Annotated in this window: 27 protein-coding genes and 1 pseudogene; 2 read left to right on the top strand and 26 right to left on the bottom strand. The window is 61.6% G+C overall.

Annotated features, from left to right (window positions below; genetic code table 11):
* Nucleotides 1-110 precede the first annotated feature (110 nt).
* Nucleotides 111-377, top strand: a complete 267-nt coding sequence (locus G582_RS0107430; protein WP_038053325.1) for a type II toxin-antitoxin system TacA family antitoxin — start codon at nt 111-113, stop codon at nt 375-377.
* A complete protein-coding gene (locus tag G582_RS0107425) occupies nt 374-856 on the top strand; it encodes a GNAT family N-acetyltransferase (protein ID WP_028839298.1) in 483 nt (160 codons plus the stop codon). The genes G582_RS0107430 and G582_RS0107425 overlap by 4 nt, the downstream gene beginning before the upstream one ends.
* 86 nt (nt 857-942) lie before the next feature.
* Here the strand turns inward: G582_RS0107425 and G582_RS0107420 are convergent, their stop codons facing one another.
* The 26 genes and pseudogenes from G582_RS0107420 to G582_RS18320 form a co-directional block, all read right to left on the bottom strand.
* Nucleotides 943-1239, bottom strand: a complete 297-nt coding sequence (locus G582_RS0107420; protein ID WP_028839297.1) for an addiction module antidote protein — start codon at nt 1237-1239, stop codon at nt 943-945.
* Nucleotides 1236-1535, bottom strand: coding sequence for a type II toxin-antitoxin system RelE/ParE family toxin (locus tag G582_RS0107415; RefSeq protein ID WP_028839296.1), 300 nt, complete (start codon nt 1533-1535; stop codon nt 1236-1238). Before G582_RS0107415 ends, G582_RS0107420 begins: the two co-directional genes overlap by 4 nt.
* A 59-nt stretch (nt 1536-1594) precedes the next feature.
* The gene (locus tag G582_RS0107410) at nt 1595-1966 is read right to left on the bottom strand and encodes an HVO_A0114 family putative DNA-binding protein (protein WP_028839295.1); all 372 of its coding nucleotides are present in this window, start codon (nt 1964-1966) and stop codon (nt 1595-1597) included.
* A complete protein-coding gene (locus tag G582_RS0107405; protein WP_038053322.1) occupies nt 1963-2244 on the bottom strand; it encodes a toxin-antitoxin system TumE family protein in 282 nt (93 codons plus the stop codon). Before G582_RS0107405 ends, G582_RS0107410 begins: the two co-directional genes overlap by 4 nt.
* A gap of 64 nt (nt 2245-2308) precedes the next feature.
* Nucleotides 2309-3319, bottom strand: coding sequence for an NAD-dependent epimerase (locus G582_RS0107400; RefSeq protein ID WP_028839293.1), 1011 nt, complete (start codon nt 3317-3319; stop codon nt 2309-2311).
* A gap of 13 nt (nt 3320-3332) precedes the next feature.
* Entirely contained in the window at nt 3333-3986 is a 654-nt protein-coding gene (locus G582_RS0107395; RefSeq protein WP_156880349.1) for an acyltransferase, read from the bottom strand.
* Between the two features lie 149 nt (nt 3987-4135).
* Entirely contained in the window at nt 4136-4801 is a 666-nt protein-coding gene (locus G582_RS0107390) for a sugar transferase (RefSeq protein WP_028839291.1), read from the bottom strand.
* A 1-nt stretch (nt 4802) separates the two neighbouring features.
* The gene (locus tag G582_RS0107385) at nt 4803-5990 is read right to left on the bottom strand and encodes a UDP-N-acetylglucosamine 4,6-dehydratase (RefSeq protein ID WP_028839290.1); all 1188 of its coding nucleotides are present in this window, start codon (nt 5988-5990) and stop codon (nt 4803-4805) included.
* Complete coding sequence (locus G582_RS0107380; RefSeq protein ID WP_051246968.1) at nt 5977-6507, bottom strand: RES family NAD+ phosphorylase; 531 nt, start codon at nt 6505-6507, stop codon at nt 5977-5979. Before G582_RS0107380 ends, G582_RS0107385 begins: the two co-directional genes overlap by 14 nt.
* The gene (locus tag G582_RS0107375; protein ID WP_028839288.1) at nt 6504-6875 is read right to left on the bottom strand and encodes an antitoxin Xre/MbcA/ParS toxin-binding domain-containing protein; all 372 of its coding nucleotides are present in this window, start codon (nt 6873-6875) and stop codon (nt 6504-6506) included. The genes G582_RS0107380 and G582_RS0107375 overlap by 4 nt, the downstream gene beginning before the upstream one ends.
* Nucleotides 6876-6917: 42 nt before the next feature.
* Nucleotides 6918-8105 (bottom strand): LegC family aminotransferase, encoded by a 1188-nt coding sequence (locus tag G582_RS15905; protein ID WP_051246966.1) that lies wholly within the window; start codon nt 8103-8105, stop codon nt 6918-6920.
* Complete coding sequence (locus G582_RS15900) at nt 8095-9249, bottom strand: glycosyltransferase family 4 protein (RefSeq protein ID WP_038053319.1); 1155 nt, start codon at nt 9247-9249, stop codon at nt 8095-8097. The genes G582_RS15905 and G582_RS15900 overlap by 11 nt, the downstream gene beginning before the upstream one ends.
* Complete coding sequence (gene asnB / locus G582_RS0107360; protein WP_028839287.1) at nt 9246-11174, bottom strand: asparagine synthase (glutamine-hydrolyzing); 1929 nt, start codon at nt 11172-11174, stop codon at nt 9246-9248. The genes G582_RS15900 and asnB overlap by 4 nt, the downstream gene beginning before the upstream one ends.
* Nucleotides 11174-12238, bottom strand: a complete 1065-nt coding sequence (locus G582_RS17490) for a glycosyltransferase family 4 protein (RefSeq protein ID WP_083961055.1) — start codon at nt 12236-12238, stop codon at nt 11174-11176. The genes asnB and G582_RS17490 overlap by 1 nt, the downstream gene beginning before the upstream one ends.
* 8 nt (nt 12239-12246) lie before the next feature.
* Complete coding sequence (rfbC, locus tag G582_RS0107355) at nt 12247-12813, bottom strand: dTDP-4-dehydrorhamnose 3,5-epimerase (RefSeq protein WP_028839286.1); 567 nt, start codon at nt 12811-12813, stop codon at nt 12247-12249.
* Nucleotides 12814-12817: 4 nt separating this feature from the next.
* The gene (gene rfbA / locus G582_RS0107350) at nt 12818-13705 is read right to left on the bottom strand and encodes a glucose-1-phosphate thymidylyltransferase RfbA (RefSeq protein ID WP_028839285.1); all 888 of its coding nucleotides are present in this window, start codon (nt 13703-13705) and stop codon (nt 12818-12820) included.
* A complete protein-coding gene (rfbB, locus tag G582_RS0107345) occupies nt 13702-14757 on the bottom strand; it encodes a dTDP-glucose 4,6-dehydratase (RefSeq protein ID WP_028839284.1) in 1056 nt (351 codons plus the stop codon). The genes rfbA and rfbB overlap by 4 nt, the downstream gene beginning before the upstream one ends.
* A 39-nt stretch (nt 14758-14796) precedes the next feature.
* Nucleotides 14797-15951 (bottom strand): hypothetical protein, encoded by a 1155-nt coding sequence (locus G582_RS17895; RefSeq protein ID WP_028839283.1) that lies wholly within the window; start codon nt 15949-15951, stop codon nt 14797-14799.
* A gap of 2 nt (nt 15952-15953) precedes the next feature.
* Entirely contained in the window at nt 15954-16862 is a 909-nt protein-coding gene (locus G582_RS18545) for a glycosyltransferase (RefSeq protein WP_282705139.1), read from the bottom strand.
* 326 nt (nt 16863-17188) lie between these two features.
* Nucleotides 17189-18154: a glycosyltransferase gene (locus tag G582_RS17485; protein WP_169380579.1), complete on the bottom strand. Its 966-nt coding sequence runs from the start codon at nt 18152-18154 to the stop codon at nt 17189-17191.
* Nucleotide 18155: 1 nt separating this feature from the next.
* A complete protein-coding gene (locus G582_RS15895; RefSeq protein WP_083961051.1) occupies nt 18156-19661 on the bottom strand; it encodes an O-antigen translocase in 1506 nt (501 codons plus the stop codon).
* A 4-nt stretch (nt 19662-19665) separates the two neighbouring features.
* Nucleotides 19666-20760, bottom strand: a complete 1095-nt coding sequence (locus G582_RS0107330) for a DegT/DnrJ/EryC1/StrS family aminotransferase (RefSeq protein ID WP_028839282.1) — start codon at nt 20758-20760, stop codon at nt 19666-19668.
* Nucleotides 20757-21677, bottom strand: coding sequence for a WxcM-like domain-containing protein (locus G582_RS0107325; protein ID WP_028839281.1), 921 nt, complete (start codon nt 21675-21677; stop codon nt 20757-20759). Before G582_RS0107325 ends, G582_RS0107330 begins: the two co-directional genes overlap by 4 nt.
* A 103-nt stretch (nt 21678-21780) precedes the next feature.
* Nucleotides 21781-23082 carry a Vi polysaccharide biosynthesis UDP-N-acetylglucosamine C-6 dehydrogenase TviB gene (gene tviB, locus G582_RS0107320; protein WP_028839280.1) on the bottom strand — a complete coding sequence of 434 codons (1302 nt, stop codon included), beginning with the start codon at nt 23080-23082 and terminating at the stop codon, nt 21781-21783.
* Entirely contained in the window at nt 23079-23480 is a 402-nt protein-coding gene (locus G582_RS15890) for a MarR family EPS-associated transcriptional regulator (protein WP_051246962.1), read from the bottom strand. The genes tviB and G582_RS15890 overlap by 4 nt, the downstream gene beginning before the upstream one ends.
* 126 nt (nt 23481-23606) lie before the next feature.
* Nucleotides 23607-23882: pseudogene (locus G582_RS18320) on the bottom strand (IS1595-like element ISBeb2 family transposase); the annotation flags it as partial.

Here is a 23882-nt window from a genome sequence, read left to right as displayed (position 1 = left end):
ACGGTACGGATGCGGTCTGGTGTGGATCTTGCGCGCCCCGATTGTATTGACAACAGATATACACATCGCCACTATCTGTATATCTGTTGTATCCACAACTGGAACCATATATGCGTGCCGCCGCCATCAATCTCCGTGCGTTGCCGGAACAGCGCGACCTCATCGACCAGGCCGCCCATCTGCTGGGCAAGAATCGTTCGGACTTCATGCTGGAGGCCGCCTGCGAGCGTGCCCAATCGGTGGTGCTGGACCAGGTTCATTTCAGGCTGAACGCCGACAGCTTCCAGCAGTTCGTGGACCTGCTCGATGCGCCGCCCGCGCCCAATGCCGGGCTGGAGCGCCTGCTCGCCCTGAAGCCCATCTGGGACAAGGCATGAGCCTTGAGCTTGTCGCGCCGGAACCACTGGCGCCCAAGCACCACGTGTCCGGTTTCGCCTGTGGCGAGCCCGTACTGGACGACTGGCTCAAGCGCCGGGCGATGGCCAACCAGGCTAGCGGAGCCAGTCGCACGTTTGTCGTTGCCGATGCGCGGCACAGCGTTCTCGGCTACTACGCGGTGGCCGCCGGTGCGGTATCGCACGCACTGGCCACCGGTGGCGTGCGCAGGAACATGCCCGATCCCGTGCCCGTCCTGATGCTGGCCAGGCTTGCGGTCGACCAGCGCGCCCAAGGCATCAAGCTGGGCAGCTCACTACTGCAGGATGCGGTCAACCGTGCGTTGACCGTTGCGCAGAACACCGGCGTTCGTGCCTTGTTGGTACACGCCCTGCACGAACGCGCCCAGCGCTTCTACCAGCACTACGGGTTCCAGGCTTCGCCGGTTGACCCGATGGTGCTGATGCTGCGCGTGCGCTAGATGCGCGGAAACCCGGATGTGATGATCCTCATGATCATGAGGAGTTCGGCAGCATCTATCCCCGCATACCTCGCCCCGTTTTGGTTTCAGACCTGTCCCACCGGGTTTGGCTGCGCATGCAATTCAATGCCAAGTGCACGCACAAGCTTGATGACAGTGTCGTAGCGGGGCTTCGCGCCGGGTGCGAGCGCCTTGTACAGGCTTTCGCGGCCAAGGCCGGTATCCCTGGCAAGCTTGGTCATGCCGCGGGCCTTCGCAACGTCCGCGATTGCCTGAAGAAAGACATCCGGATTCGCGTCCTCCAGCGCAGCATTCAGGTACTCCGCAATGACAATGTCATCGTCCAGATAGTCGGCTGCATCGAAAGCGGCTATGTTTTTCATGAAGATTCCAACCCCTTGAGCAGGTCCTTGGCAGTGCGTATATCCCTTGGCTGGGTGGACTTGTCGCCAGCGCACAAGAGTAGATAGGTGATTTCGCCACGTTGGCAGTAGTACAGCCTGTAACCCGGACCAACGTGGATCCGCATCTCGGAAATCCCGTCACCTACAGGCGCACAATCCCCGAAACTCCCCGCCTCCGCCGAACGGATACGGGCAATGACGCGGGCTTTGGCTATCGGATCGCGCAAAGCCTTGAGCCAAGCATCGAAGGCAGCCGTGCGTAGAAACGTGGCCATGCCGCAGCGTATCCGCATGGATACGCTGTCGTCAAGACTGCGTCGCCCCCACCGGAACCCTACGCAGCCTTGTGCTGCAGGGGCAAGCGCAGGTCGATCTCGTCCCAAGGGACGGAAACCAGACCGCGATCATCGCGTTCGATCGCCATCCACTCCGCAAGAGCGGCCACGTCGCCATGCACGTTCTTGTAGTCGCGCTTCAGCGCACGGGCAAGCGCGGCGACAGTCATGGGCCCGTTCTCGCTGAGATAGGCCAGCAGCTCCCACCGACGAGGTGTGAACACGGCCAGCAACTGCGGCAGGGATGTGAAGTTGATGCCGAAGTGGGGTTCGGGTGCCTGCCCGCGCTGCAGTGCCTCCATGGCTTGCCGGGCGCGTTCCAGACTCGCCTCGACAGGCTCGGCTACCTTGATCCGCAAGATATTGGTCATGGTGTTGCCCTCTTCACATCGTTCCAGAAATCACCGATCAGGGTGGCCACGTCCGTGAAGGTATAACCCTGCTCGTCCCCGCCCAGATGCTTGTGATCGCCTTTGCCGCGCTCGTTGTCGTAACCGACTATCCGCGCTCCTCCGACCAGATAGACCATCCGGTACTTGAACGGATGCTCCGACGGCGGCACGGGTTTGGGCACCTGCCAGACGATCAATTCCACAACGCCAGCGCCGAAGGCGAATTTTTCGTGCAGGACGCGAGTGGCGGAGGGCATATGGTGTATCACACCATGCCCTACATATGGTGTCAAGCGCCATATATGAGAGAAGGGTGCACCCTCAAACCCCGTAATACCCCCGATACCAGCGCACGAAATTCGCCACGCCCTCCTCCACCGGCACCACCGGGCGATAGCCCACGTTGGCGATCAGGTCGGACACGTCGGCCTCGGTGTCGGGCACGTCGCCCGCTTGCAGCGGCAGCATCTCCATCACCGCCTTGCGGCCCAGGCAGTCCTCCAGCACCTCGATGTAGCGCAGCAGCTCCACCGGCTGCTCGTTGCCGATGTTGTAGAGGCGGTACGGCGCCACGCCGCTGGTGGCCGGGTCCGGATGCTGGCCCGACCAATCCGGGTCCTTGCCCGGCACCCGGTCCAGCGTGCGCACCACGCCCTCCACGATGTCGTCCACGTAGGTGAAGCTGCGCTTGTGGTGGCCGTGGTTGAACACCTTGATCGGCTTGCCCTCCAGGATCGCGCGTGTGAACAGGAACAGCGCCATGTCCGGCCGGCCCCACGGCCCATACACGGTGAAGAAGCGCAGCCCCGTGCACGGGATGCCGTACAGATGCGCATAGCTGTGCGCCATCTGCTCGTTAGCCTTCTTGGTGGCCGCGTACAGGGTCAGCGGATGCTCGGCCGGCGCGTGCTCGGAAAACGGCATCGCCCGGTTTGCGCCGTACACCGAACTGGTGGAGGCATACACCAGGTGCTGCACATCGTGATGACGGCAACCTTCGAGGACGTGCAGGAAGCCGGTGACGTTGCTCTGCACGTACACGTGCGGGTTCTCCGCCGCGTAGCGCACCCCCGCCTGCGCGGCCAGGTTCACCACCCGCGCCGGCCTGTGCGTCGCAAACGCCTCCTCCACCGCCGCCCGATCCGCCAGATCGGCGCTGATGTGGGTGTAGCCCGGCTTGTCCAGCAACCGCGCCAGCCGCGCCTGCTTGAGACTGACGTCGTAGTAGTCGTTGAGGTTGTCGAACCCCACCACCTCGTCGCCCCGCGCCAGCAAGACCTGCGCCACGTGCGACCCGATGAAACCGGCGGTGCCGGTGACCAGAACCTTCATTTCATTCCCTCGATCAGTTGTCCGGCCACTTGACCGGCTGGCGCTCGCCTAATTGCTGCGTTTTCGCCCCTACGTAAATCCCCCACGGAGCCGTGTCCTTGGCCACTGTGACGCCGGCCCCAATGACACTACCGCGCTCGATGGTTACGCCCGGCAACAGAGTCGCGTTTGCGCCAATGAACGCATCCTTCCGTATCAACACCCTTCCTCGAAATACGTTCCGTTGATCTGCGCTGACCATCGGGCCGGAGCAGCGCGCGCCATCCTTCAACACCTCCGTTGAGGTGATGATGTTCGAATTGGTTGCGATGCAGGCGTAGTCTTCGATCTCGAAATCCCCGCCGCCGCTGACAAAGACGCGAGGCGCGATGTGGACACGCCGCCCGACCTTTGCAGTCCGACTCATGATGATCACGTTCTTGTCGATGTAGCTGAACTCCTTGAGCTCCACTTCTTTGGGGTAGGCAAAGAACACGCCCTGATCGATGAAGACGTTTGGCTCCATCAGGCCCAATTTTTCTCGGTAGTACAGCCCCCTCACATACATACCCAAGAAGTGGGGCAAGCCGCGCATCCCAGTTACCAGCGCATAAACAATAGAACTGTAAATTGGAACCGGGAGGGCGAGCACGAACCCGACAACATGCTCCACGATACCCAGCGGCACCGAAACCCAGCGGCACCGAAACCCAGCGCCGTTGCAGCAACCACTCCACAAGAGTCATCGCGCGTGACGCTCGCCCACGCTCCTTGATGGCGGACTCGTTGATGTGCTGGAACATTCGATGATCAAAGACGAGTCGCATCGCTTCCCCCTCAAACCGCCCCAACCAGTTCCGCCGGCACCGCCGGCAGCTGCGGGAACACCCGCCACGCCAGCCTTGACTCCGGGAACAACACCACCCACGCGGTGACGAAGATTGCCGCCAGATACGTCCACAGCCCCTGGTGCGCCACGTACCATTCTTCCAGCGCACCCTTGTACGGCATGATGACCTCGTCATAGAAGCGCTCCGGCTCCTTGCTGGCGTGCATCAGCTCTTCCTCGTCGCGGAAGACGATGGAGCCGATGCCGGACAAGCCTGGCCGCACCTTGATGATCTCCGCCTGCGAGCGCGCCGGGAACGCGTCGAAGCAGCGCTGCGTCTGCGGGCGCGGGCCGATGATGCTCATGTCGCCCTTGAAGATATTGAGCAGCTGCGGCAACTCGTTGATCTTCGTCTTACGCAGGAAGCGTCCCAGCGGCAGCACGCGCGGATCGTTCTTGACCGTAACGGTGCCGGTGCCCAGGTTCGGGCTGTTCTTCAGCATGGTGGCGAACTTGTAGAGCCCGAACGGCTGCCCGCCCCGCCCCACGCGTTGCTGGATGAAGAACACCTCACCCTCGCCAGTGAGGCGCAGGGCGATGGCGATGGGCACCAGCAAGGGCGAAAGCACCACCAGGGCCAAGCCGGAAAAGACGATATCGAGTATGCGCTGCATGTTACATCCGGCTGTCGAGGTACTTGCCGGTGTCCTTGTGCTGGAACTCCGGGATCATGTGGTTGAACAAGGCCACCAGCTCGGGCTTGTCCCAGGTGGGCTGGGCACGCAGGCGTTCGATGGTGGCAAGGAAGTATTCCAGCTTCGTGTCGTCGTAAACCGGCGCGTTCTTGATCACCCCGATGCTCTCGAAGCGCGCCATGTCCAGCGTCTCGGTGCCGGTGTAGAACTCCTCGAAATCCTTCTCGCCGGTGGTGTCGCTGGCGAAGAAGTACACCGGCCACTGCTTGCGCGCGATCAACTCGCTGGCGCGGCCGCGGGCCTCGTCCTCGCTCGCGCATTCGTACGGTTCGAAGCCCAGCGCCTGCAGGTAGCGCACGGCGATATCGGAGAAGCGGGTCAGATCCAGCTGTTCGCTGAGCTTGGGGAAGAAGATGTCGCGGTTGTCCCCCAGCAGACAAGACGACAGGCACAGCTCGCCGGATTCCTGCGGCGTGACGAAATACCGGCGCACGTCGTTGGGCGCGGAGATCGGTTGGCGCTTGGCAAAGCGCTGGTTGAAGCCGTGCAACAGCGATCCATCGGAGAACGCCACGTTGGCGAAGCGCGCGGTGGAAATGGGGAGCGATTCGCTGGCACGCATCAGGAACATCTCCATGATCCGCTTGCTGGCTCCCATCATGTTGACCGGGTTTGCTGCCTTGTCCGTAGACACACAAAAATACTTGCGCGCCCCGCCGGCCCTTGCCTGCGCAATGGTGCTGATGGTGTTCAGCACGTTGACCTCAATCAACCGCATCAGGGTGAACGGGTCTTTTTCGCTGCGCACGTGCTTGAGCGCGGACAGGTTCAACACGTAGTCGTAGCCGGCTTCCGTGGCCAGCAGCGCCGCGAACTCGCGGCTGCCGCAATCGATGGCGAACGTTCGGAAATCACCGTCGATGTAGCCCAGCGTGCTGCGGATGTCCCGCACCAGCTCGACCATGTTGTTCTCGCTGATGTCCACCACGTGCAGGGCACGCGGCTTGCGCTTGAAGATCTCGCGCGTCACCGCCTGGCCGATGGAGCCGGCGCCGCCGATCACGAGGAAGCGGCTGGACTGCACCAGGGCGGAAAGCTCCGCCTCGTGGCGCTGGATGTCGGTGTCGAAGAGCGGCGCGGTGCGGCCGATCAGGTCAAGGATGTTCATGTGGGTCCTGCGGCAACCTGCCGTCCGGGTCGTAAACGCTCAATTGGTGGGACAGGCGCAGGGAGCTGGCGTAGATCACCAGGTTGGTGCCACCGGGGCGGGCCTGCGAAGGGAAGAGGATGCCGTCCAGCCCTTCTGCCACCACGTCGTCGGCCATGTACCAGGTGGGCGGCTCGGTGCGGCGGCCGAACCATTCGGCGCGCCAGTCCAGCGCATGGTCCGCCCAGAGCAGGGGCCAATGGGCCGGGTCGAAGCCCGCTGCCAGATCAGCCACGCGCAGCCCCTCGACAAAGTAGGTGCACAGGGTGCCGGGCGGCAGCCAGGGGTTGTCCTGCTGGTACTCGGCCAAAGCGGTGGCTGTCTCCATGGCAAGGTAGAGCGCCTCCTGTCCCGGCCGGTTGAAACGGCCGCCTTGGCGCGCGGCCCCCATGCCGGAACAAGGCGTGCGTGCGTAAGCCGGCACGATCACGCGGTACCACGCCGGATGCGTGGTCCGCGCCAGGGTGCGCTGGATCATCCGGCGGCACCGCCGGCCAGCGACTCCAGATAGGCCACCACGGCGTCCGCCCGGCCTTCCTGCACCAGCGTGTCGGCCGTCTTGTAACCGAACGCCGCCAGCGGCTCGTTGCGCAGCAGGAACACGGCGCGGGCCTCGTCGCCGGTCATGGCGGTGGCGGCGGCCAGCACGCGGATCATCTCCTGCAGGTACCTCTGCAACTGGGGGGCATTCGGGCGCGCGGTGGGCGTGTTGCGGTGTACGTGCGCGCGTTCGGCCAGGTCCTGCACGCGCAGCCCGAACAGCGCCCCGACCCGCCCCGGCGACAGGAACGGGGTGTTGGGCTCGCGAAACCGTTCGGCAAGATCCAGGTTGAGGACCGCATTCATGGTGCATCTCCATGCCACCTACATGCCGCCATCATGCACTTTTTATGCACCGCCAGCAACGTGGGGGAATGCTGCCATCGCCCCGTCCGGCACGCTGGACGGCAGGTTGACCACCCGCGCCTCCAGCCAGTGCGAATTCTCCAGCCCGTCGTGCTGGCAGTGCTTGAACATCTCCAGCCGTGACATCAACCGCCAGATCGGCCGGGTCATCACGCCCTGGGCGTTGGTGTACTCCAGCAAGGCATCGCGCGCCGCCTCGTCCTCCAGCACGATGGCGTTGAGCCACCAGTTGGCGGTGGTGCCTTCGATCGGCTGCACGAAGCGGATGCCGCTGCCTTCGAAGAAGTCGGCATAGCGCCGGGCCACCTCGGCCTTGATGGCCAGCATCTCCGGCAACCGCTCCATCTGCGCGCAGCCCAGCGCCGCATTGAGATTCGGCAGGCGGTAGTTGTAGCCCACCTCATCGTGCACGAACTCGTACGGGTGCGGCACCTTGGCGGTAGTGGTCAGGTGCTTGGCGCGCCTGGCCAGAACCTCATCGTCCGTGATGATCATGCCGCCGCCGCCGGTGGTGATGACCTTGTTGCCGTTGAAGCTGAGCGTGGCCAACTTGCCGAAGGTGCCGGTGTGCTGGCTGCCTACGTAGCTGCCCAGGGATTCGGCGGCATCCTCCACCACGGGGATGCCGTATTCGTCGCACACTGCCACCACCTCGGCAATGCGCAGCGGGAAGCCGAAGGTGTGCATGGGCACGCAGGCGGCGATGCGCTTGCCCGTGGTGCGGTTGTACGCCTGCCCTTCGCGGACGTCGGCATTCGCAGTCAGCCAGCGGCGTAGCGCCTCTGGACTCAGGCCCAGGGTGTCACGGTCTACGTCGATGAAGACAGGCTCAGCGCCGGCGTAGGTTAGCGCATTGCAGGTGGCGATAAAGGTCAGCGCCTGGCTCAGCACCTCGTCGCCGCGCTGCACGCCGGCCAGTTGCAGCGCCACATGGAGGGCGGCGGTGCCGTTGACGGTAGCCACGGCGTACTTGGCGCCGGTGAAGGCGGCGATGCGCTCCTCGAACTCCGTGACCTTGGCGCCGACCGAGGAAACGAAGTTGGAGTCGATGCAGTCGACCAGGTACTGGCGTTCGTTACCTTCGAATACGGGGCGGTGGAGGGGGATGAAGCCATCGCCATAGATGGCCCTGACCTGCTGGATCAGCGCGGGAAACAATTCAGGCTGCATGAGCATTCTCATCCTGCGGCGGAGCGATGCCCATTTCGCGCAGCATCACGGCGTTGACCTTGTGCACGTCGTATTTCTCTTCAGCGATCTCGCGAGAGCGCCTACCCATGCGCGGCGCGAGCGTGGGATCTCCGATGAATTTCAGCATGGCCTCGACCAGGGCGTCGACCGACTTCACGGGAACCAGAAAGCCGTTCTCGCCGTCGATGACTGTTTCCCGGCAGCCTGGCGCGTCAGTCGTGATGATCGGGCGGCCCATGGCCATGGCTTCCAAGACGGTTCTGGGCGTGCCTTCGCGGTAGGACGGCAGCACGTAGACGGTGCTGGCTGCGATGGCGGGACGTACGTCATCCAGTTTCCCGAGGAATTCAATCGCCCCTTCGGCGATCCATGCATCAAGTTCGGCTTGAGGGATTGCATCGGGGTTACTGTCGATCCAGCCCACAAGCTGAAACCTGACACCCGGCACGGATGTCTTGATGCGACGGGCTGCTGCTGTGAACTCACGTACGCCCTTGTCGCCCAGCAACCTTGCAATCATCAGGAATTGTCGCGCTTGGCCGGCAATTGGCTGGAACGCGTAGCAACCCACATCCACTCCAGAGCCACTGACAACTACAGATGGGACCGATTCCGGCAGGATGCCGAGTTTTCGGAACAGCCGTTCATCATCGGGGTTTTGGAAGAACACCTTGTGGGTCTTGGAAAGTGCGAAGCGGTAGAGACCGTGCACCAGCTTCGTCAGGACACCCCCACGCGATCCTGTGAACGCATACCCAAGGCCCGAAATCAGCGCATAGCGACCCGGCACCCGCGCTATCCATGCGGCCAAAGTCCCGTAGATCACGGGTTTAATCGTGTAAGGCAGCGTAGCTGTTGGCGAACGGCGCCTTATCAGCCGAAGAATGGACAGAAACAGATTGATATCTGCGAAAGGATTGGTCCCGGTGCGGCGTAAGGGGAGATCATGAAACCCCACACCCAACCCACCCATCGCGTCCCGCAGTTCCGGCAAAGTTCCGACGCCTGGACCCGCTATATCGACGCTTGCGCCACTGCTTCGGATCGCCTGGATCAACGGGCCACGGAACTTCGTGACTGACTCTGCGAAGCTCGCAATTAGCAAAACGCGGTTCTGTCTCATTGCGGTTGGCTCTGGTCCGCTAACCACGCCTGGAACATGAGGATCGACCAGAGCCGATAACCGTAGTCTCCCTCGCCAGACAAGTGTGCGCGCCACGTCCATTGAACCCGATCGGGGTTTAAGAATCCTTCCGACTCGAGCCGCGTTTCAGCAAGCAAGTCACCTGCCCACTCGCGCAAAGGCCCTCGAAGCCATTCATCCAATGGAATTCCGAAGCCGTGCTTTGGGCGCTCTATTAGCGCTCGCGGCACATAGCGATCCAGCAATTGACGCAGGATCCACTTGCCCTTGCCATCCCTAACCTTCATGTGCATTGGCAGGCGCCAGGCGAACTCCATCACATCCCGATCCAGGAAGGGCGCGCGGGTTTCCAGCGAGACCGCCATCGAAGCACGGTCGACCTTGGTCAGGATGTCATCGGGCAGGTAAGTCAATCCGTCCAGAGCCATCATCCGGGCTACAGGGTCATGTACCCGGGGCCAACGCTCGCGGTCATCCAGCAAGTTAGGTGGCATGTGTCCGCCCACCACCATACCAGCCGGATCCTCCCACTCACCGACCAACGTCACGTAAAGGTCATCCACGCTTCCTGCTGGCCCACGGAAAATTCGTCGCACCTTCCCGATCTTCTGGCCCAAGTGACTTGCGCCAAGGGCCTTCCCCAAAAATTCTGGCGCTAGACCTGCAATGGCAAGTCCGCTATCCCTCAAGGGCTTGGGCCAGTTCCCCAACGCGGACCAGACCTTCGGCAAGAACATATAACGGTTGTATCCACCGAAGAATTCATCACCGGCATCGCCGGACAGTGCCACCTTGACGTGCTTGCGGGCCACCTGCATCACCAAGTGGGTGGGCAACTGCGAGGAATCCGCGAACGGCTCGTCGTACATCGAAGGAAGCTTCGGGATCAGCGCCAGGGCATCGTTGGCGGACAGGCGCAATTCGGTATGGGCGGCACCCAGGTGCTCCGCAACCGCACGCGCATGCGATGCCTCGTCGAACGCCTTGTCCTCGAAGCCGATGGTAAAGGTACGGATAGGCTGGTTGCTATGCGCCTGCATCAGCGAGCTAATGAGTGAGGAGTCGATCCCACCCGAGAGCAGCGCACCCAGCGGCACGTCTGCCGCTTGTTGGCCGGCCACGGCGTTGCCGATCAGGCGAGCCACCTCGTCCACCGCTTCTGAATCACTGCCCTTGAACGGATCGGCCATGCCGCGCTCGGCGACGTGTGCCAGCGACCAGTACGCCCTGGGTGTTGCGTCCCGCTGGCCTGGTCCGAGTTCGAGCCACGTCCCGGGTGGCAACTTGAAGATGCCTTGGTGGATCGAATATGGCGCCGGGATGTAGTTATGCCGGAGAAATAGGACAAGTGCGCCGCGATCGACTGCGGCGTTGAAGGCCGGATGCGCGCGCAGGGCCTTCAGCTCGGAGCCGAAGAGGAAGGTATTGCCCTGCCAGCCGTAGTACAGCGGCTTCTCACCTGCCCGGTCACGCGCCAGCACCAGGGTGGTTTCCTGCCGGTCCCACAGGGCAAACGTAAACATGCCGACGCTGCGCCCCAGTGTAGCTTCCAGACCCCACGCCTCGATGCAGGCCAGCAAGGTCTCGGTATCGGACTGGCCACGCCAAGCTGGCGCAGCGTTTACCAAGCCAAGCGCCTCCCGCAGCTCGAGATGGTTGTAGACCTCTCCGTTGTAGGCCAGCACATAACGGCCGCTGGCCGACTGCATCGGCTGGTGCCCGGCTGCACTCAGATCAACAATCGAGAGGCGGCGATGGGCAAGCGCTAGCCCCGATGTCTCATCGACCCAGACACCACCGTCATCTGGCCCACGATGCATTAGTCGATCGCCCATGGTGCGGGCGAATCGCGTCAGGTCCTCAGGCCCGGTGTCCTGTTGCCAGAAACCCGTAAATCCGCACATCAGGACCGCCCCAAATCGCGCAGCAACGCCGCCAAGCGAGGGGCTTGCGCTTGCACGCAGTAGGTCTCTTCCACACGCGAACGCCCCGCTTCACCCATCTCCTGCCTCAGTTGCGGATCAGCCAGCAATCGACCTAGTGCCTCCAGCCACTCTGCCTCAGTATTGGCCAAGAAGCCGTTTGACCCATGCGAGACGATGTCCTGGTTGACCCCAACGGGGGATGCGACGACTGGCAGTGAACCGGCCATGTACTGGATAAGCTTGTAACCACACTTGCCACGCTCCCAAGGACCGTCTCTCAAAGGCATTACTCCAAGGTCAAATTCTTGCAGCTGATCAACTTCAGTCGATTCGGTCCAAGGCCTGCTTTCGAATGGAGTTCCACTAACCTGATCTGCACGAGCGCCTATCGCAATGAACTTGACCGAGTAACGTTCCTTGAGTTTCACTGCTGCTGGTGCCAGCTCGTGGAGATACTGCGCCGTCGCAGGCGATCCAATCCAACCAACAATCAACGGACCCGCTCTAGACTGTCGCTTGGTGACAGGGTAACGCTCTAGATCAATGACGGTAGGTAAAAACTCGACTCTCCGGCAACCCGCTGCACGGGCTCGTTCCGCAAGATATGCGTTTCCTGCCGTAACTATCTCCGCGCTCGCCATAAGCCTGTCGATTTTTCCGCCGAGAATTTTTTTCACCCACCAAGAAGAATGAAGATCGTAATTGTGAAACACGGCATCGTCATAATCGACTAGCCATTTAGCGCGACGGGGAGCTATCGCCCGGGCAACCCAAACTGGCAACATTGGGAAGTACTCTTTTTCTACCCAGATGACATCGTATGCTTGGCCTTGGATTAAATGCACGACGCGTTGCGCATACGCACGCAGCACCGCTCTCCAAGATTTCTGACCCGCATACATCCGCTCCAAATACGCATCGTCTAGAAGCGGACAGACATCAAATTGGAAGCCTTCCGCCTGCAGACAAGGAAGATATTGGAGATGACGAAGGCGACTGCTCGCCCCGAGCCTGGAGTAACGCGTAAGCAGTAAAATCCGCATAGTAATGTTCAGCAATCATTCGTGTAGATGGGCAGTCGCTCGGCCGCCACCTCCGCCAGCAGCGGCGCCGCCGCATCCTTGGGTGACAGCGCGACATCCGCCAACGGCCAATCAATTGCCAGCTGAGGGTCGTCCCAGCGGATCGAATTGTCGCTGGCGCGATCGTAGGGCGCGGTGCACAGGTAGGTGAACACGGCGCTCTCGCTCAGGGTCAAAAAGCCGTGGGCGAAGCCTTCCGGCACCCAGAAATGACGCTTGTTGTCCGCGCTCAGGATCGCCGCCGCATGCTGGCCGAAGGTCGGCGACCCACGGCGGATATCCACCGCCACGTCGTACACCTCCCCTTCCAGCACGCTGACCAGCTTGCCCTGCACGTTGCCCGGCCACTGGTAGTGCAGGCCGCGCAGCACGCCACGCTGCGAGCGCGACACGTTGTGCTGGACGAACTGCGTGGGCAGGCCATGCTCGGCGAAGCGCGCGGCGTTCCAGCCTTCGTAGAACCAGCCGCGCTCGTCGCCGAATACCGCCGGCTCGATCACCACGCAACCCGGCAGTTTCGTTTCGATGATCTTCATGCGGTCACTGGATCCTGCCGTGCTCGAGCAGGCTCAGCAGGTACTGGCCGTAACCGTTCTTGGCCAGCGGGCGGGCCAGTTCGCGCAACTGGTCGGCGTCGATCCAGCCGTTGAAGTAGGCGATCTCCTCCGGGCAGCACACGCGCAGGCCCTGCCGCTTCTCGATGGTCTCGATGTAGGTCGAGGCCTCGACCAGCGATTCGTGGGTGCCGGTGTCCAGCCAGGCGTACCCGCGTCCCATCTTCTCGAGCTGCAGCGAGCCGTCCTCGAGGTAGCAGCGGTTGAGGTCGGTGATCTCCAGCTCGCCGCGCGGCGAAGGCGCAAGTCCGGCCGCGAAATCGCTGGCGCGGCCATCGTAGAAATACAGGCCGGTGACCGCGTAGTTCGACTTCGGCTGCGTGGGTTTTTCCTCAAGTCCGACCACTTTCCCGGAGCCATCGAACTCGGCGACGCCATAGCGTTCCGGATCGCGCACCCAGTAGCCGAACACGGTGGCGCCCTGCTCCCGCGCATTGGCGCGTTGCAGCAGGTCGGTCAGGCCGTGGCCATAGAAGATGTTGTCGCCGAGCACCAGGCAGCTCGGACCGCCGGCGAGGAATTCGCGGCCGATCAGGAACGCCTGCGCCAGCCCGTCCGGGCTCGGTTGCGCGGCGTACTCGATCTTCATCCCCCACTGCGAACCGTCGCCCAGCAGGTGCTGGAACAACGCCTGTTCGTGCGGGGTGTTGATCACCAGCACCTCGCGGATCCCGGCCAGCATCAGCACGCTTAGCGGGTAATAGACCATCGGCTTGTCGTACACCGGCAGCAGCTGCTTGCTGATCGCTTTGGTGATCGGATACAGCCGGGTGCCGGAGCCGCCCGCCAGGATGATTCCCTTGCGCGGCGTCATGCCGAAGCCCCGATCCGTTCCAGGCGATACGAGCCATCCAGCACCCGCTGCACCCAGTCCTGGTGGTCCAGGTACCAGTCGATGGTCTCGGCGATGCCGCGCTCGAAGTCGTACTTCGGCTCCCAGCCCAGCTCGTCGCGCAGCTTGGAGGCGTCGATCGCGTAACGGCGGTCATGGCCGGGCCGATCCGCCACATAGGTGATCTGCGAAGCCCGCGGCAAGCCGTCTTCGCGCGGCCGGCGCTGGTCGAGCAGCGCGCAGATCGCGTTCACCACCTCGATGTTCTGCTTCTCGGCATTGCCGCCGACGTTGTAGGTCTCACCCACCCGGCCCTTCGCCAGCACGGTGCGGATCGCCTCGCAATGGTCGGCGACGAACAGCCAGTCGCGCACCTGCTTGCCGTCGCCGTAGACCGGCAGCGCCTCGCCGGCCAGCGCCCGGGCGATGACCAGGGGGATGAGCTTCTCGGGGAAATGGTACGGACCGTAGTTGTTGCTGCAGTTGGTGGTCAGCACCGGCAGCCCGTAGGTGTGGTGGAACGCGCGCACCAGGTGGTCGGACGCCGCCTTGGAGGCCGAATACGGCGAGTTCGGCGCGTACGGCGTTTCTTCGGTGAACTTGCCGGTCTCGCCCAGCGAGCCGTAGACCTCGTCGGTGGAGACGTGCAGGAAGCGGAACGCGTCCCTGGCCTCGCCCTGCAGCGACTTCCAGTGGTCGCGCACCGCCTCGAGCAGGGCCAGGGTGCCGACCACGTTGGTCTGGATGAACGCCGCGGGCCCGTCGATCGAACGGTCGACGTGGCTCTCCGCGGCGAAGTTCACCACCGCATCAGGGCGATGCTCGGCCAGCAACTGCGCGACCAGTTCGCGATCGCCGATGTCGCCGTGCACGAACACATGGTTGGCGTCGCCGTCGAGCGACGCCAGCGTGTCGCGGTTGCCCGCATAAGTGAGCGCATCGAGGTTCACCACCTTGATGCCGTCGCGCACCGCGCCCAGCACGAAATTGCCGCCGATGAAACCGGCGCCGCCGGTGACTAGCCAAGTTCTCATAATCCCCTCAAAGTCGCGGGCAAGAATGCGGTATGCCCCCTATCGAATGCGAAACAACGGACCAGCATCACGCCGAACACCGAGTATCGAAACAAGAATGAATATTACCATCGGTACAAACATCCACTTCTGACGCACTGATATCCCCAAATTCGCAGTCGTGGAAGACAGCAGGACCCAACTAAACAGGACGTACGTAAGCATAAAAATCCAATTCGCACCAACGAGATTCCACTTGCCTCGCCCAAGCCCCCAACCCGCACAGCAGAACAACCCTAGCAGGATGACGTTATCTAACGAGGCCGCCAGAGAAGGAATATTATTCGCCTCGAATGGCAAAGGCCTAAACAAGTAAGAGAACATCTGCATCGGAAGCGACATTGAGCCAATATCAATCCCCCCACCACCATCCATGTTGTAACCCTGCCTCATCTCCACATAATCACCAACAGCCCCAATGCCTCCGACGGAGTCCAGCCCCGAAGTGCCAATCACCAAGGGAACCAGAAAAACGCTTGCCGCAATGGCGACAATCCCCATAGCCCCACGACGCGGAATCGAAACTCGAGAGTCGAGCATGACTGAAATGGCCAAGGCTGAACTCAAGAGCACGGCCATATGCGGACGAACGACAAGCATTAAGGCGACAGCCAACATCATCAGGAAAAATCTCCTTCGCATGTCGATTGCTGCCCATAGAGCCAATCCTACCGAAGCAAATGCGATTGCATCCTTACCAATTGCGGAGGACCAAAAACTAATTGATGGCAAGAAAACCAGGGCTGAAGCAGTGCGCCGAACCCAAAGACTCTTCCCCTCGGCGCTATATCGCAAAGCACCGTCAAGAGCGAGAAGCCCTATGAATCCGACGATGTTGAATACCAAGAAAACCCCAAGAATTGAAAATCCCAACCCGTGGTTCATAAGACGAGTGATGTAAAGGACCACAGACGTCCCAAGCGCCAGATCGACACTACCGTGCAAAGACGAATCGAAGTACATCAGCGCATCACCGCCGCTACTCGCCACATAAAACATATAGACGAAACAGAAGACAGTGTGCCAAAGGTACAGAATCAAGGAACGCCTCTGTCTAACCCTGAATCGCATGCTTATTTTTATGCTAATAAGCGCGCCAAGTAGAAATACCATCGACGCGCTAATGACACTCCATGCCGTCGGAATGAGTTCCATACTCAATCTCCCGACATGACATTAAGGCCCGTCAACGCCTCTTCATAAGAATTAATACTCGCGGCGAGCGAAAATCTCTCCACACCCAACCCTCTGCATCGTCGACGGAAGCCTTCACGGTCAGCCAGCACTGTCCGGACAAACCAGTCCGCAACACCTTCAAGAGCTTCGTTATTAACGTCATCGACAACAACTCCGCAATCGGCTTCGATTCTCCTCGCGTCTCCAATCCCTGAGGTGGTCACGACCGGCACGCCGGACAGCAAGTACTCTCCCCATTTGATCGGAGCAACGGCGGTCATTGAGTAGCATTGCTTAATTAGCGCAACACCCAAGTCCATACACTCCACTAAGGCGGGAACATGGGAAGGTTCAGCGCTCCTGACATGTACTCGATCAACCAACTCAGCCTTTAGCTTCACGACAGCAAGAACTTGCTGGGGATCGTTCGTTAGAATGAGGAAGTGAGAATCCGCGCGCTTTCTTAGTACCAATTTGAACAGCTCGAGCATCTCGGGAAGAAGGTACTTTGGTCCCATCGATCCGACGTAGCCAAGTAACGGTGCTGAAGGCTCTAGACCAATCGCCGCTCGCGTCTTGTTACGCCTATCAACAGAGGACGGCTCAAACACCGCCGGATCCCTGCCGTTACCAACAACATGAAACTTGGATTCGGAAACCCCGGCCCCGGCACGTGATACGAGGACATGAATTGCACCTCGGGATCGAACGAGTACGCGGTGGGCACGACGTACAATTTCAGCTTCTACATCCCTAAGGATACGAAGGATCAGGCTAGAGCCACTTTGCCCCCCAAACTCTATCCTCTCATCGAGGGGCAACCCGTCTGCGTCATAAACAATTGAAACATCCGTGCCTACGCGCCCCAAGAGAACCGCCAGAGCTGGCATAGTGCTTCGAGGGAGGAGGACATTGATCCCGAATTGCCGGATGTGCTTACGTATCACCAGCGCTCCGCGAAACGTGGTTATGAACTGGCCGATCGAACGCGGCTTCCGGAGAACCGACACCGAGTTATATGTAATTCCAACCCGAGCGCAGGCCACCCTATTGCGCTCCCTTACCTCTGGGCCTCCCCATGTGAAATGCAGCACATGAAACTTTTTGTTCGACGAGGCTAAACCCTCTAATATTGGTAGAAACAGACTTTCGAGGTAGTTCGACTGCGGGCTATCCCAAGTAATAAAAAGCACTCGCATAGGGCGAATTTGTATGTTCATAAGGGGCGATACCTTATAGCCCGAACGAAAACTTTCGCAATTTCAGGGTCCATGAGCATATGAATCATAAGCCTCCATGGCACAGCCGGAAATCCATCGTATGCTTTTAGTCGACGAATTATCCTACGCTCAAGAGAGGCCAACTCCCCACGCATGATCTGGGCGTGCGAGACCGACACTTTTCCTCTGGTGACGGCCAACGCCAGATCGCGTCGCCTTTGGGCCACCCCCGCGAGGGCCCACCTATTTCTTTGTGAAGCCCCCGCATACAAAGATGCAATATTGTCGTTCTTCACGTAATTCGTAATGTTTTGCGAATGCGTTCTGTACCGAACAAGACTTTCATTAAGGTACCTAATGCCGCCAAGAAGATAACTACGGAATGAAATGGCATTGTCTTCGAACATGACATCATTCATTAGGGGACCAAAAAAATCAAACACGCCCCTCCGCCATGCGTGCGTCGCTCCAATTACCGGAGACTCGTTCCTAATAATCGACCGTGGTGTATACCCATCAGGATTTCCGGGGAATTTGCGCCCAACAATATCTCCATGCTCGTCAACATATTCTGCTCGGCTCCAGATGGAGCAGGCGGAATCTCCGAAAGACTCGAAGGCGTCTACGATGCGCTTCGTCCTGTTAGGCAACGAGAAATCATCCCCAGCCGCGACAATCACAATCTCACCGCGCGCAAGGCTCATGATCTTATTTACATGAGCACCGATCCCGAGATTCCTCTTGTTTTGGTTTAGAAGAACATTGTGAGGCCCGCGATATTGCTCTATAACCTGACGCATTTGCTGAAATGTCGAATCAATCGATCCATCATCTGACAAAATCACCTGGAGCCTCGGATAGTCCTGCGAAAGGGCCCCGAGCACAGCCTCTCGTATATATTTTTCTTGGTTGTACGCAAACAACGCGAACGTCACCAGCGGATACTGCGATTCTTCCGTCATCTCACACCCCCACCACGTGCCGCATGCCAGGCACGCGTCGCATCCAATGCACCAGCCGGTGGCCAGCGCCCAACCGCAGCGCCAGGCCGCGCAAGCTCCATACCACACCCACCAGCGCGACCAAGCCACCCAGCAACATCGCATGGACGTCCGGCAACAACCGGTTGGCAGCGAACGCCGCGCTCATTAACACGCCTGACACCACCATCATTCGGAGCACAGACGCAGACCAGCGAAACCCGATCAGGCGATGTCCGACCCACGCCATGCCCGTTGTGTACAACAGGTAGCAGAGCGCGAACGCATATGCTGCACCGATGACGCCATGCCGCCGCACCAGCCATGTCGCCAGTAATGCCTGGACGGCCAGGAACGTGGCCTCGGTCGCCATGTACCAGCGCCCCGCCCCCAGCGACAGTTGGATGAAGCCCATTGGCCAGGACAGCACGCGCCCGAACACCCCCAGGACCATCCACACCAGCAGATCCGCCGCAGACGAGAACTGGGCGGAATACAGCGCCCATACCACCCACTTCGCGAACGCCAGCGTGGCGAGCAGCCCCGGCACCGCCAGCAAGATGCCGATTTCGGTCTGCTCGTTGACTGCACGAACCGCGGCCGCTCGGTCATGGATCACAGAGGTCAGGCGCGGGTAGAAGTCGGTACCCATCGCGCCCAGCACGAAGCCGGCGAACAGGCCGGATAGCGCCCATGCGGCCTGGTAAATCCCGGCCGCATCCACGCCCAAGGTGCGTGAGATCAGGGTGCGCGTGTACAGGTCCAGCGTGAGGGTCAGGACTCCGCTCCACATCATCGCCACGCCCAGCCCCAGCAACGGCTTGGCTTCCGCGATTGCCAGCGACCAGTCCATCGCCACGGCCGGCACTTCGACCCGCCGTGCAAACCACCAACTGCACAGCAAGGTGATCGCCGCGTTCGCCAGCAGCACCGGCACAATGCCGTCCTCGCGCAGCCAGGCGTACAGGCCGATGGTGACTGCCGTGTTCAGTACCGCCGCAGCCACCTGCACGCGGGCGATGTCGCCGATCCGGCGCAAGCCTTGCAACAGGCCCAACTGCCCATTGCTGACCGCGGTGAGCAGCAGCATGCCGCCCAGCACGGCAAGCGCCCATGCATGCTGCGTGGACTCGAACATCAGGCGGCTCAAGGGCAGTGCCAGCGCGATGGAGGCCAGCCAGCCCAACAGGCCGGTGGCCCAGACCAGCCGCCGCAACATCCGGATGGTGCGTGCGACCGCCAGCGGATCGTCCTTGCCCTGCGCCTGGGCGATGGCGCGCACTGCGCTGCCCTGCAAGCCAAGGCCGGTGACGGTGCCCAGCAGACTGGTGGCCGAGGTATACAACCCGATCACACCCACGCCCGCCGGCCCCAAGAGCACCGCCACCACCTTCACCCGCAACAGGGCGACGAGGTAATGGATCGCCTGCGCGCCGCCCATGATGGAAGACGAACGCAGAATTTGGCCGTAGGAATTGCCTTGGGACATGGGATCAGGCGGCTGCCCGGACCGCCCTGATCACCCGGGCCACGTCATCCATCGCTAGATTCGGCCCTATCGGCAAGCTCAACACCTCATCCGCAATTCCCGATGCGATCGGAAACGCTTCCGGCGCAAAACCGCCATCCGAATACGCAACCTGCCTGTGCGGGGGAATCGGGTAATGGATCAACGTGTGGACACCCGCCTCTTGCAGGCGCTGCTGCAATTCATCGCGCTGCGGGTGCCGCACCACGAACAGGTGCCAAACTGGCACGGCCCACTCCGGCACGTGCGGCATCACCAGCCCACTCCCTCCCAGGCCTTGCAGATAGGCCGCTGCCACGTCGGCACGCCGCGCATTCCATGCATCCAGATGCGCCAGCTTGACCCGCAGCACCGCGGCTTGGAGCGGATCCAGGCGGCTGTTGTAACCCTGCACCTCGTTGACGTATTTCACCCGCGAGCCGTAGTTCCGCAGCACGCGGATGCGATCCGCAAGTTCCGGATCATTCGTAGTGACCGCACCGCCATCGCCCAGCGCGCCCAGGTTCTTGCCGGGGTAGAAACTCCACGTCACTGCATCGCCATGCGCACCGATGCGCTGACCCTTGTAGCGGGCGCCATGTGCCTGCGCGCCGTCCTCCAGCACCCGCAGGCCGTGCTTGCGGGCAATAGCCAGGATCGGATCCATGTCCGCCGGCTGACCGTACAGGTGCACCGGCAGGATGACCTTGGTGCGCGGAGTGATAGCGGCCTCGATCAGTGACGCATCAATGTTGTAGGTGCGCTCGTCCGGCTCAACTGGCACCGGCGTCGCCCCGCACTGGCTGACTGCAAGCCAGGTCGCGATGTAGGTATTGGACGGGACGATGACCTCGTCGCCGGGACCCACGTCCATGGCGCGCAGGGCCAGGTGCAGGGCGTCTAGCCCGTTGGCCAAGCCGATGCAGTGGTGGGCTTCGCAATAGGCCGCGTACTCGGCTTCGAAGGCTTCGACTTCCGGGCCGAGGATGTACCAACCCGAATCCACCACGCGTGCGATGGCTGCGTTGATTTCCTCGCGCAGCTCGACATGCGGGGCTTTCAGGTCGAGGAACGGAATCATACCGACGCGCCCACGATCTTGCGGAACTCATCGTAGTCCCGGATGTAGTCGGCGTTGTTGTAGTAGTGGGAGGCGAAGACCAGCAAGACTGCGTCCGCCGAATACTTGTATTGGATCCCCCAGGTCAGTGGCGGAAGGTGCAGGCCGATGTCCGGGCGATCCAGGAGGAATTCGCGACGCGTCCTGCCGTCGTCAGCAACCACGCTCACCTGACCGTTGACACAGATCAGGAACTGATGGCATTCGCGATGCGCGTGCTCCCCGCGTGTCTCGACGCTGGGAACATCGAACACCATGAAATAGCGCTTGGCCAGGAATGGAATCGAGCGCTCGAACTCACCCACCGTCAGGCTGCCGCGGATATCGGCGACCTTAGGCAACTGGTGCAACCGTGGATCGCTCTGGACTAACGCCGACGCGGAGTCTTTCGCACCCGATGGCGCACCTGCCTCGGCGTCGACATAACCCACGATGCGCGCGGGATTGCCAACAACGATCGCGTTCGGTGGCACCGAGCGGGTGACCACCGAGCCGGCCCCGACCATCGCCTGCCGACCGATCCTGATACCCGGCAGGATGGTGGCGTTGGCGCCAATGGATGCGCCGGGATCGATTTCCGTCAGGGAGCAGGTTTCCGGGTAGTGCTTGCTGCGCGGGAATTTGTCATTGGTGAACGTGACATTGGGCCCAATGAAAACGTCATCGCCGATTCGCAGGCCGTCCCACAACTGCACGCCGGATTTCACCGTGACCCGGTCGCCGACGATCACATCGTTCTCGATCAGGCAGTTCGAACAGATGTTGCAGTCCTGGCCAATAACGGCGTTCGGCAGCACCACCACGTATTGCCAGATGCGGGTGCCGTTACCGAGGTTTGAGGATTGGACGTCCGCTGAGGGATGGATGCTGGGGCTCATGTTCATTACCGGGGTTCTTCAGGCAGAGGTCGCGGCGCGATCGTGCCCATGGGTACTGCTTCGTGGAAGGTGCGAAGCAAAAGCGTCGCGGCTAACGCCGCTCTTACAGGCGGCCGTCGACGGCGTCGCGCGGCAGCACGTACTTCACGTCATAGACGATGCTGGCTTCATGCTTGCCGAAGGCACGCACGCCCTCCCCACCCAGCGCGCAGAACTGCTGGTGTCCCACCGCCACGACGACCGCGTCGTAGCCGCCCTGCTCAGGCGCCGCGATCGGACTGATGCCGTATTCGTGCTGCGCTTCCGCTGCATCCACCCACGGATCGTGCACTTCCACGCGGGCGTTGTAGCCCTGCAGAGCGGCAACAATGTCCACCACGCGGGTATTGCGCAGATCCGGGCAGTTTTCCTTGAAGGCCAGGCCCAGGATCAGGATGCGGGCATTCACCGGGTTGATGCCCTTGCGCACCATCAGCTTGATGACCTGGTCGGCCACGTAGGCGCCCATGCCGTCGTTGGTGCGGCGGCCGGCCAGGATGACCTGCGGGTGGTGGCCCACTTCCTGCGCCTTGTGGGTCAGGTAGTAGGGGTCCACGCTGATGCAGTGGCCGCCGACCAGACCGGGGCGGAACGGCAGGAAGTTCCACTTGGTGCCGGCGGCTTCCAGCACGTCCAGGGTGTCGATGCCCAGCTTGTTGAACAGGATCGCCAGGTCGTTGACCAGGGCGATGTTGAGGTCGCGCTGGGTGTTTTCGATGACCTTGGCGGCTTCGGCCACCTTGATGGTGGGGGCCTTGTGGGTGCCGGCGGTGATGATGCTGGCGTAGAGGGCGTCGACGAAATCCGCGGTCTCAGGGGTGGAGCCGGAGGTCACCTTTTTGATGGTGGTGACGCGGTGGGCCTTGTCGCCGGGGTTGATGCGTTCGGGGGAGTAGCCGATGGCGAAGGTGTTTTCGCCCTCGCCGGCGGTCGATTCAAAGCGCAGGCCGGAGACTCGTTCCAGGATGGGGACGCAGATTTCCTCGGTGCAGCCGGGGTAGACGGTGGATTCGTAAACAACGGTGTCGCCGGGCTTGAGCACCTTGCCGATGGCTTCGCTGGCCTTGATGAGCGGGGTCAGGTCCGGGCGCTTGGCGGTGTCGATGGGGGTGGGCACCGTCACGATATAGACGTTGCAGCCGGCGATATCGTCCAGCTGGTCGCTGAAACGCAGCTGGGCGGCCTGCGCCAGCAGTTCCGGTTCCACTTCCAGGGTGCTGTCCCTGCCCTGCTTCAACTCGGCGATGCGCGCGCCGTTGATGTCGAAACCGGTGGTGGCGTACTGCTTGCCGAATTCCACTGCCAGCGGCAGGCCCACGTAGCCCAGGCCGACGATGGCGATGCGGGTGTCCTTGCGTTGCGTCATTCCCTGGGTTCCGGTTCCGTTTGGGGGTGGGACGGAGGCGCGGCCTGCGGCGGTTCGCCCGGCGCGGCCTCCAGTTCGTCTTGCAGGTGCTGGATTTCCAGCCGCAGGCGGTCGTACTCGTCCATCTTGCGGGCGAGGAACCTGCGGGTGAGCTGGAGCTTGGCTTCCAACCCGCTGGGGGTCAGCAGGTAGGCGTAGCCCAGCTTGTGCGGGTTGCGGCTGAAATTGCCGGCTTTCACCCAGCCCTTGTCGATCAGGGCGCGCAGGGCGTAGTTGATCTTGCCCAGCGAGACGCCGGTATCGCGCGCCAGTTCGCGCTGGCTGGCCTGCGGGCCTTCCGCCAGGCGCCGCAGCAGGGCCACGTCCAGTTCGTCCGCGTTGTGGGGCAGCGAGGGCATGCGTTCATCCGATGAACAAGCTGCTTACGTTACTGCGCCTTGGCGGTGGGGGCAAGTTTGGGCCCACGCTGCCCAGCGCGAGGGTGCAAAATTTGGCGCTGTTCGCGTTGATTGTGGACATGGAGGTCATGTCATCGCCAACCTGAGCAATGACGCGGGTCCTGCGCCGACTTGGGCATTCCGCTCCAGTGCCCGGAACCACCCCAGGTAGTTCGGCAGATAGGACGTCGCCACGCCCCGGAATCGGGCCATCCAGCCCTTCAGTCGGCTGTGGTGCGCATTGACATTCTGGACATGCCACGCACCTCGCTTGCGCTCGCCGCGCAAGGTGTTCAGGGCGTGGTGCTCAATTCCCAGATCCCTTGCCGCACTTGCCAACATGGCGCTGCCGTCGGTGCACAG

Source organism: Thermomonas fusca DSM 15424 (assembly GCF_000423885.1).
Taxonomy (GTDB): Bacteria; Pseudomonadota; Gammaproteobacteria; order Xanthomonadales; family Xanthomonadaceae; genus Thermomonas; species Thermomonas fusca.
Note: the sequence above shows the minus strand (reverse complement) of the source record. Positions and strands in the feature narration are given on the sequence as shown.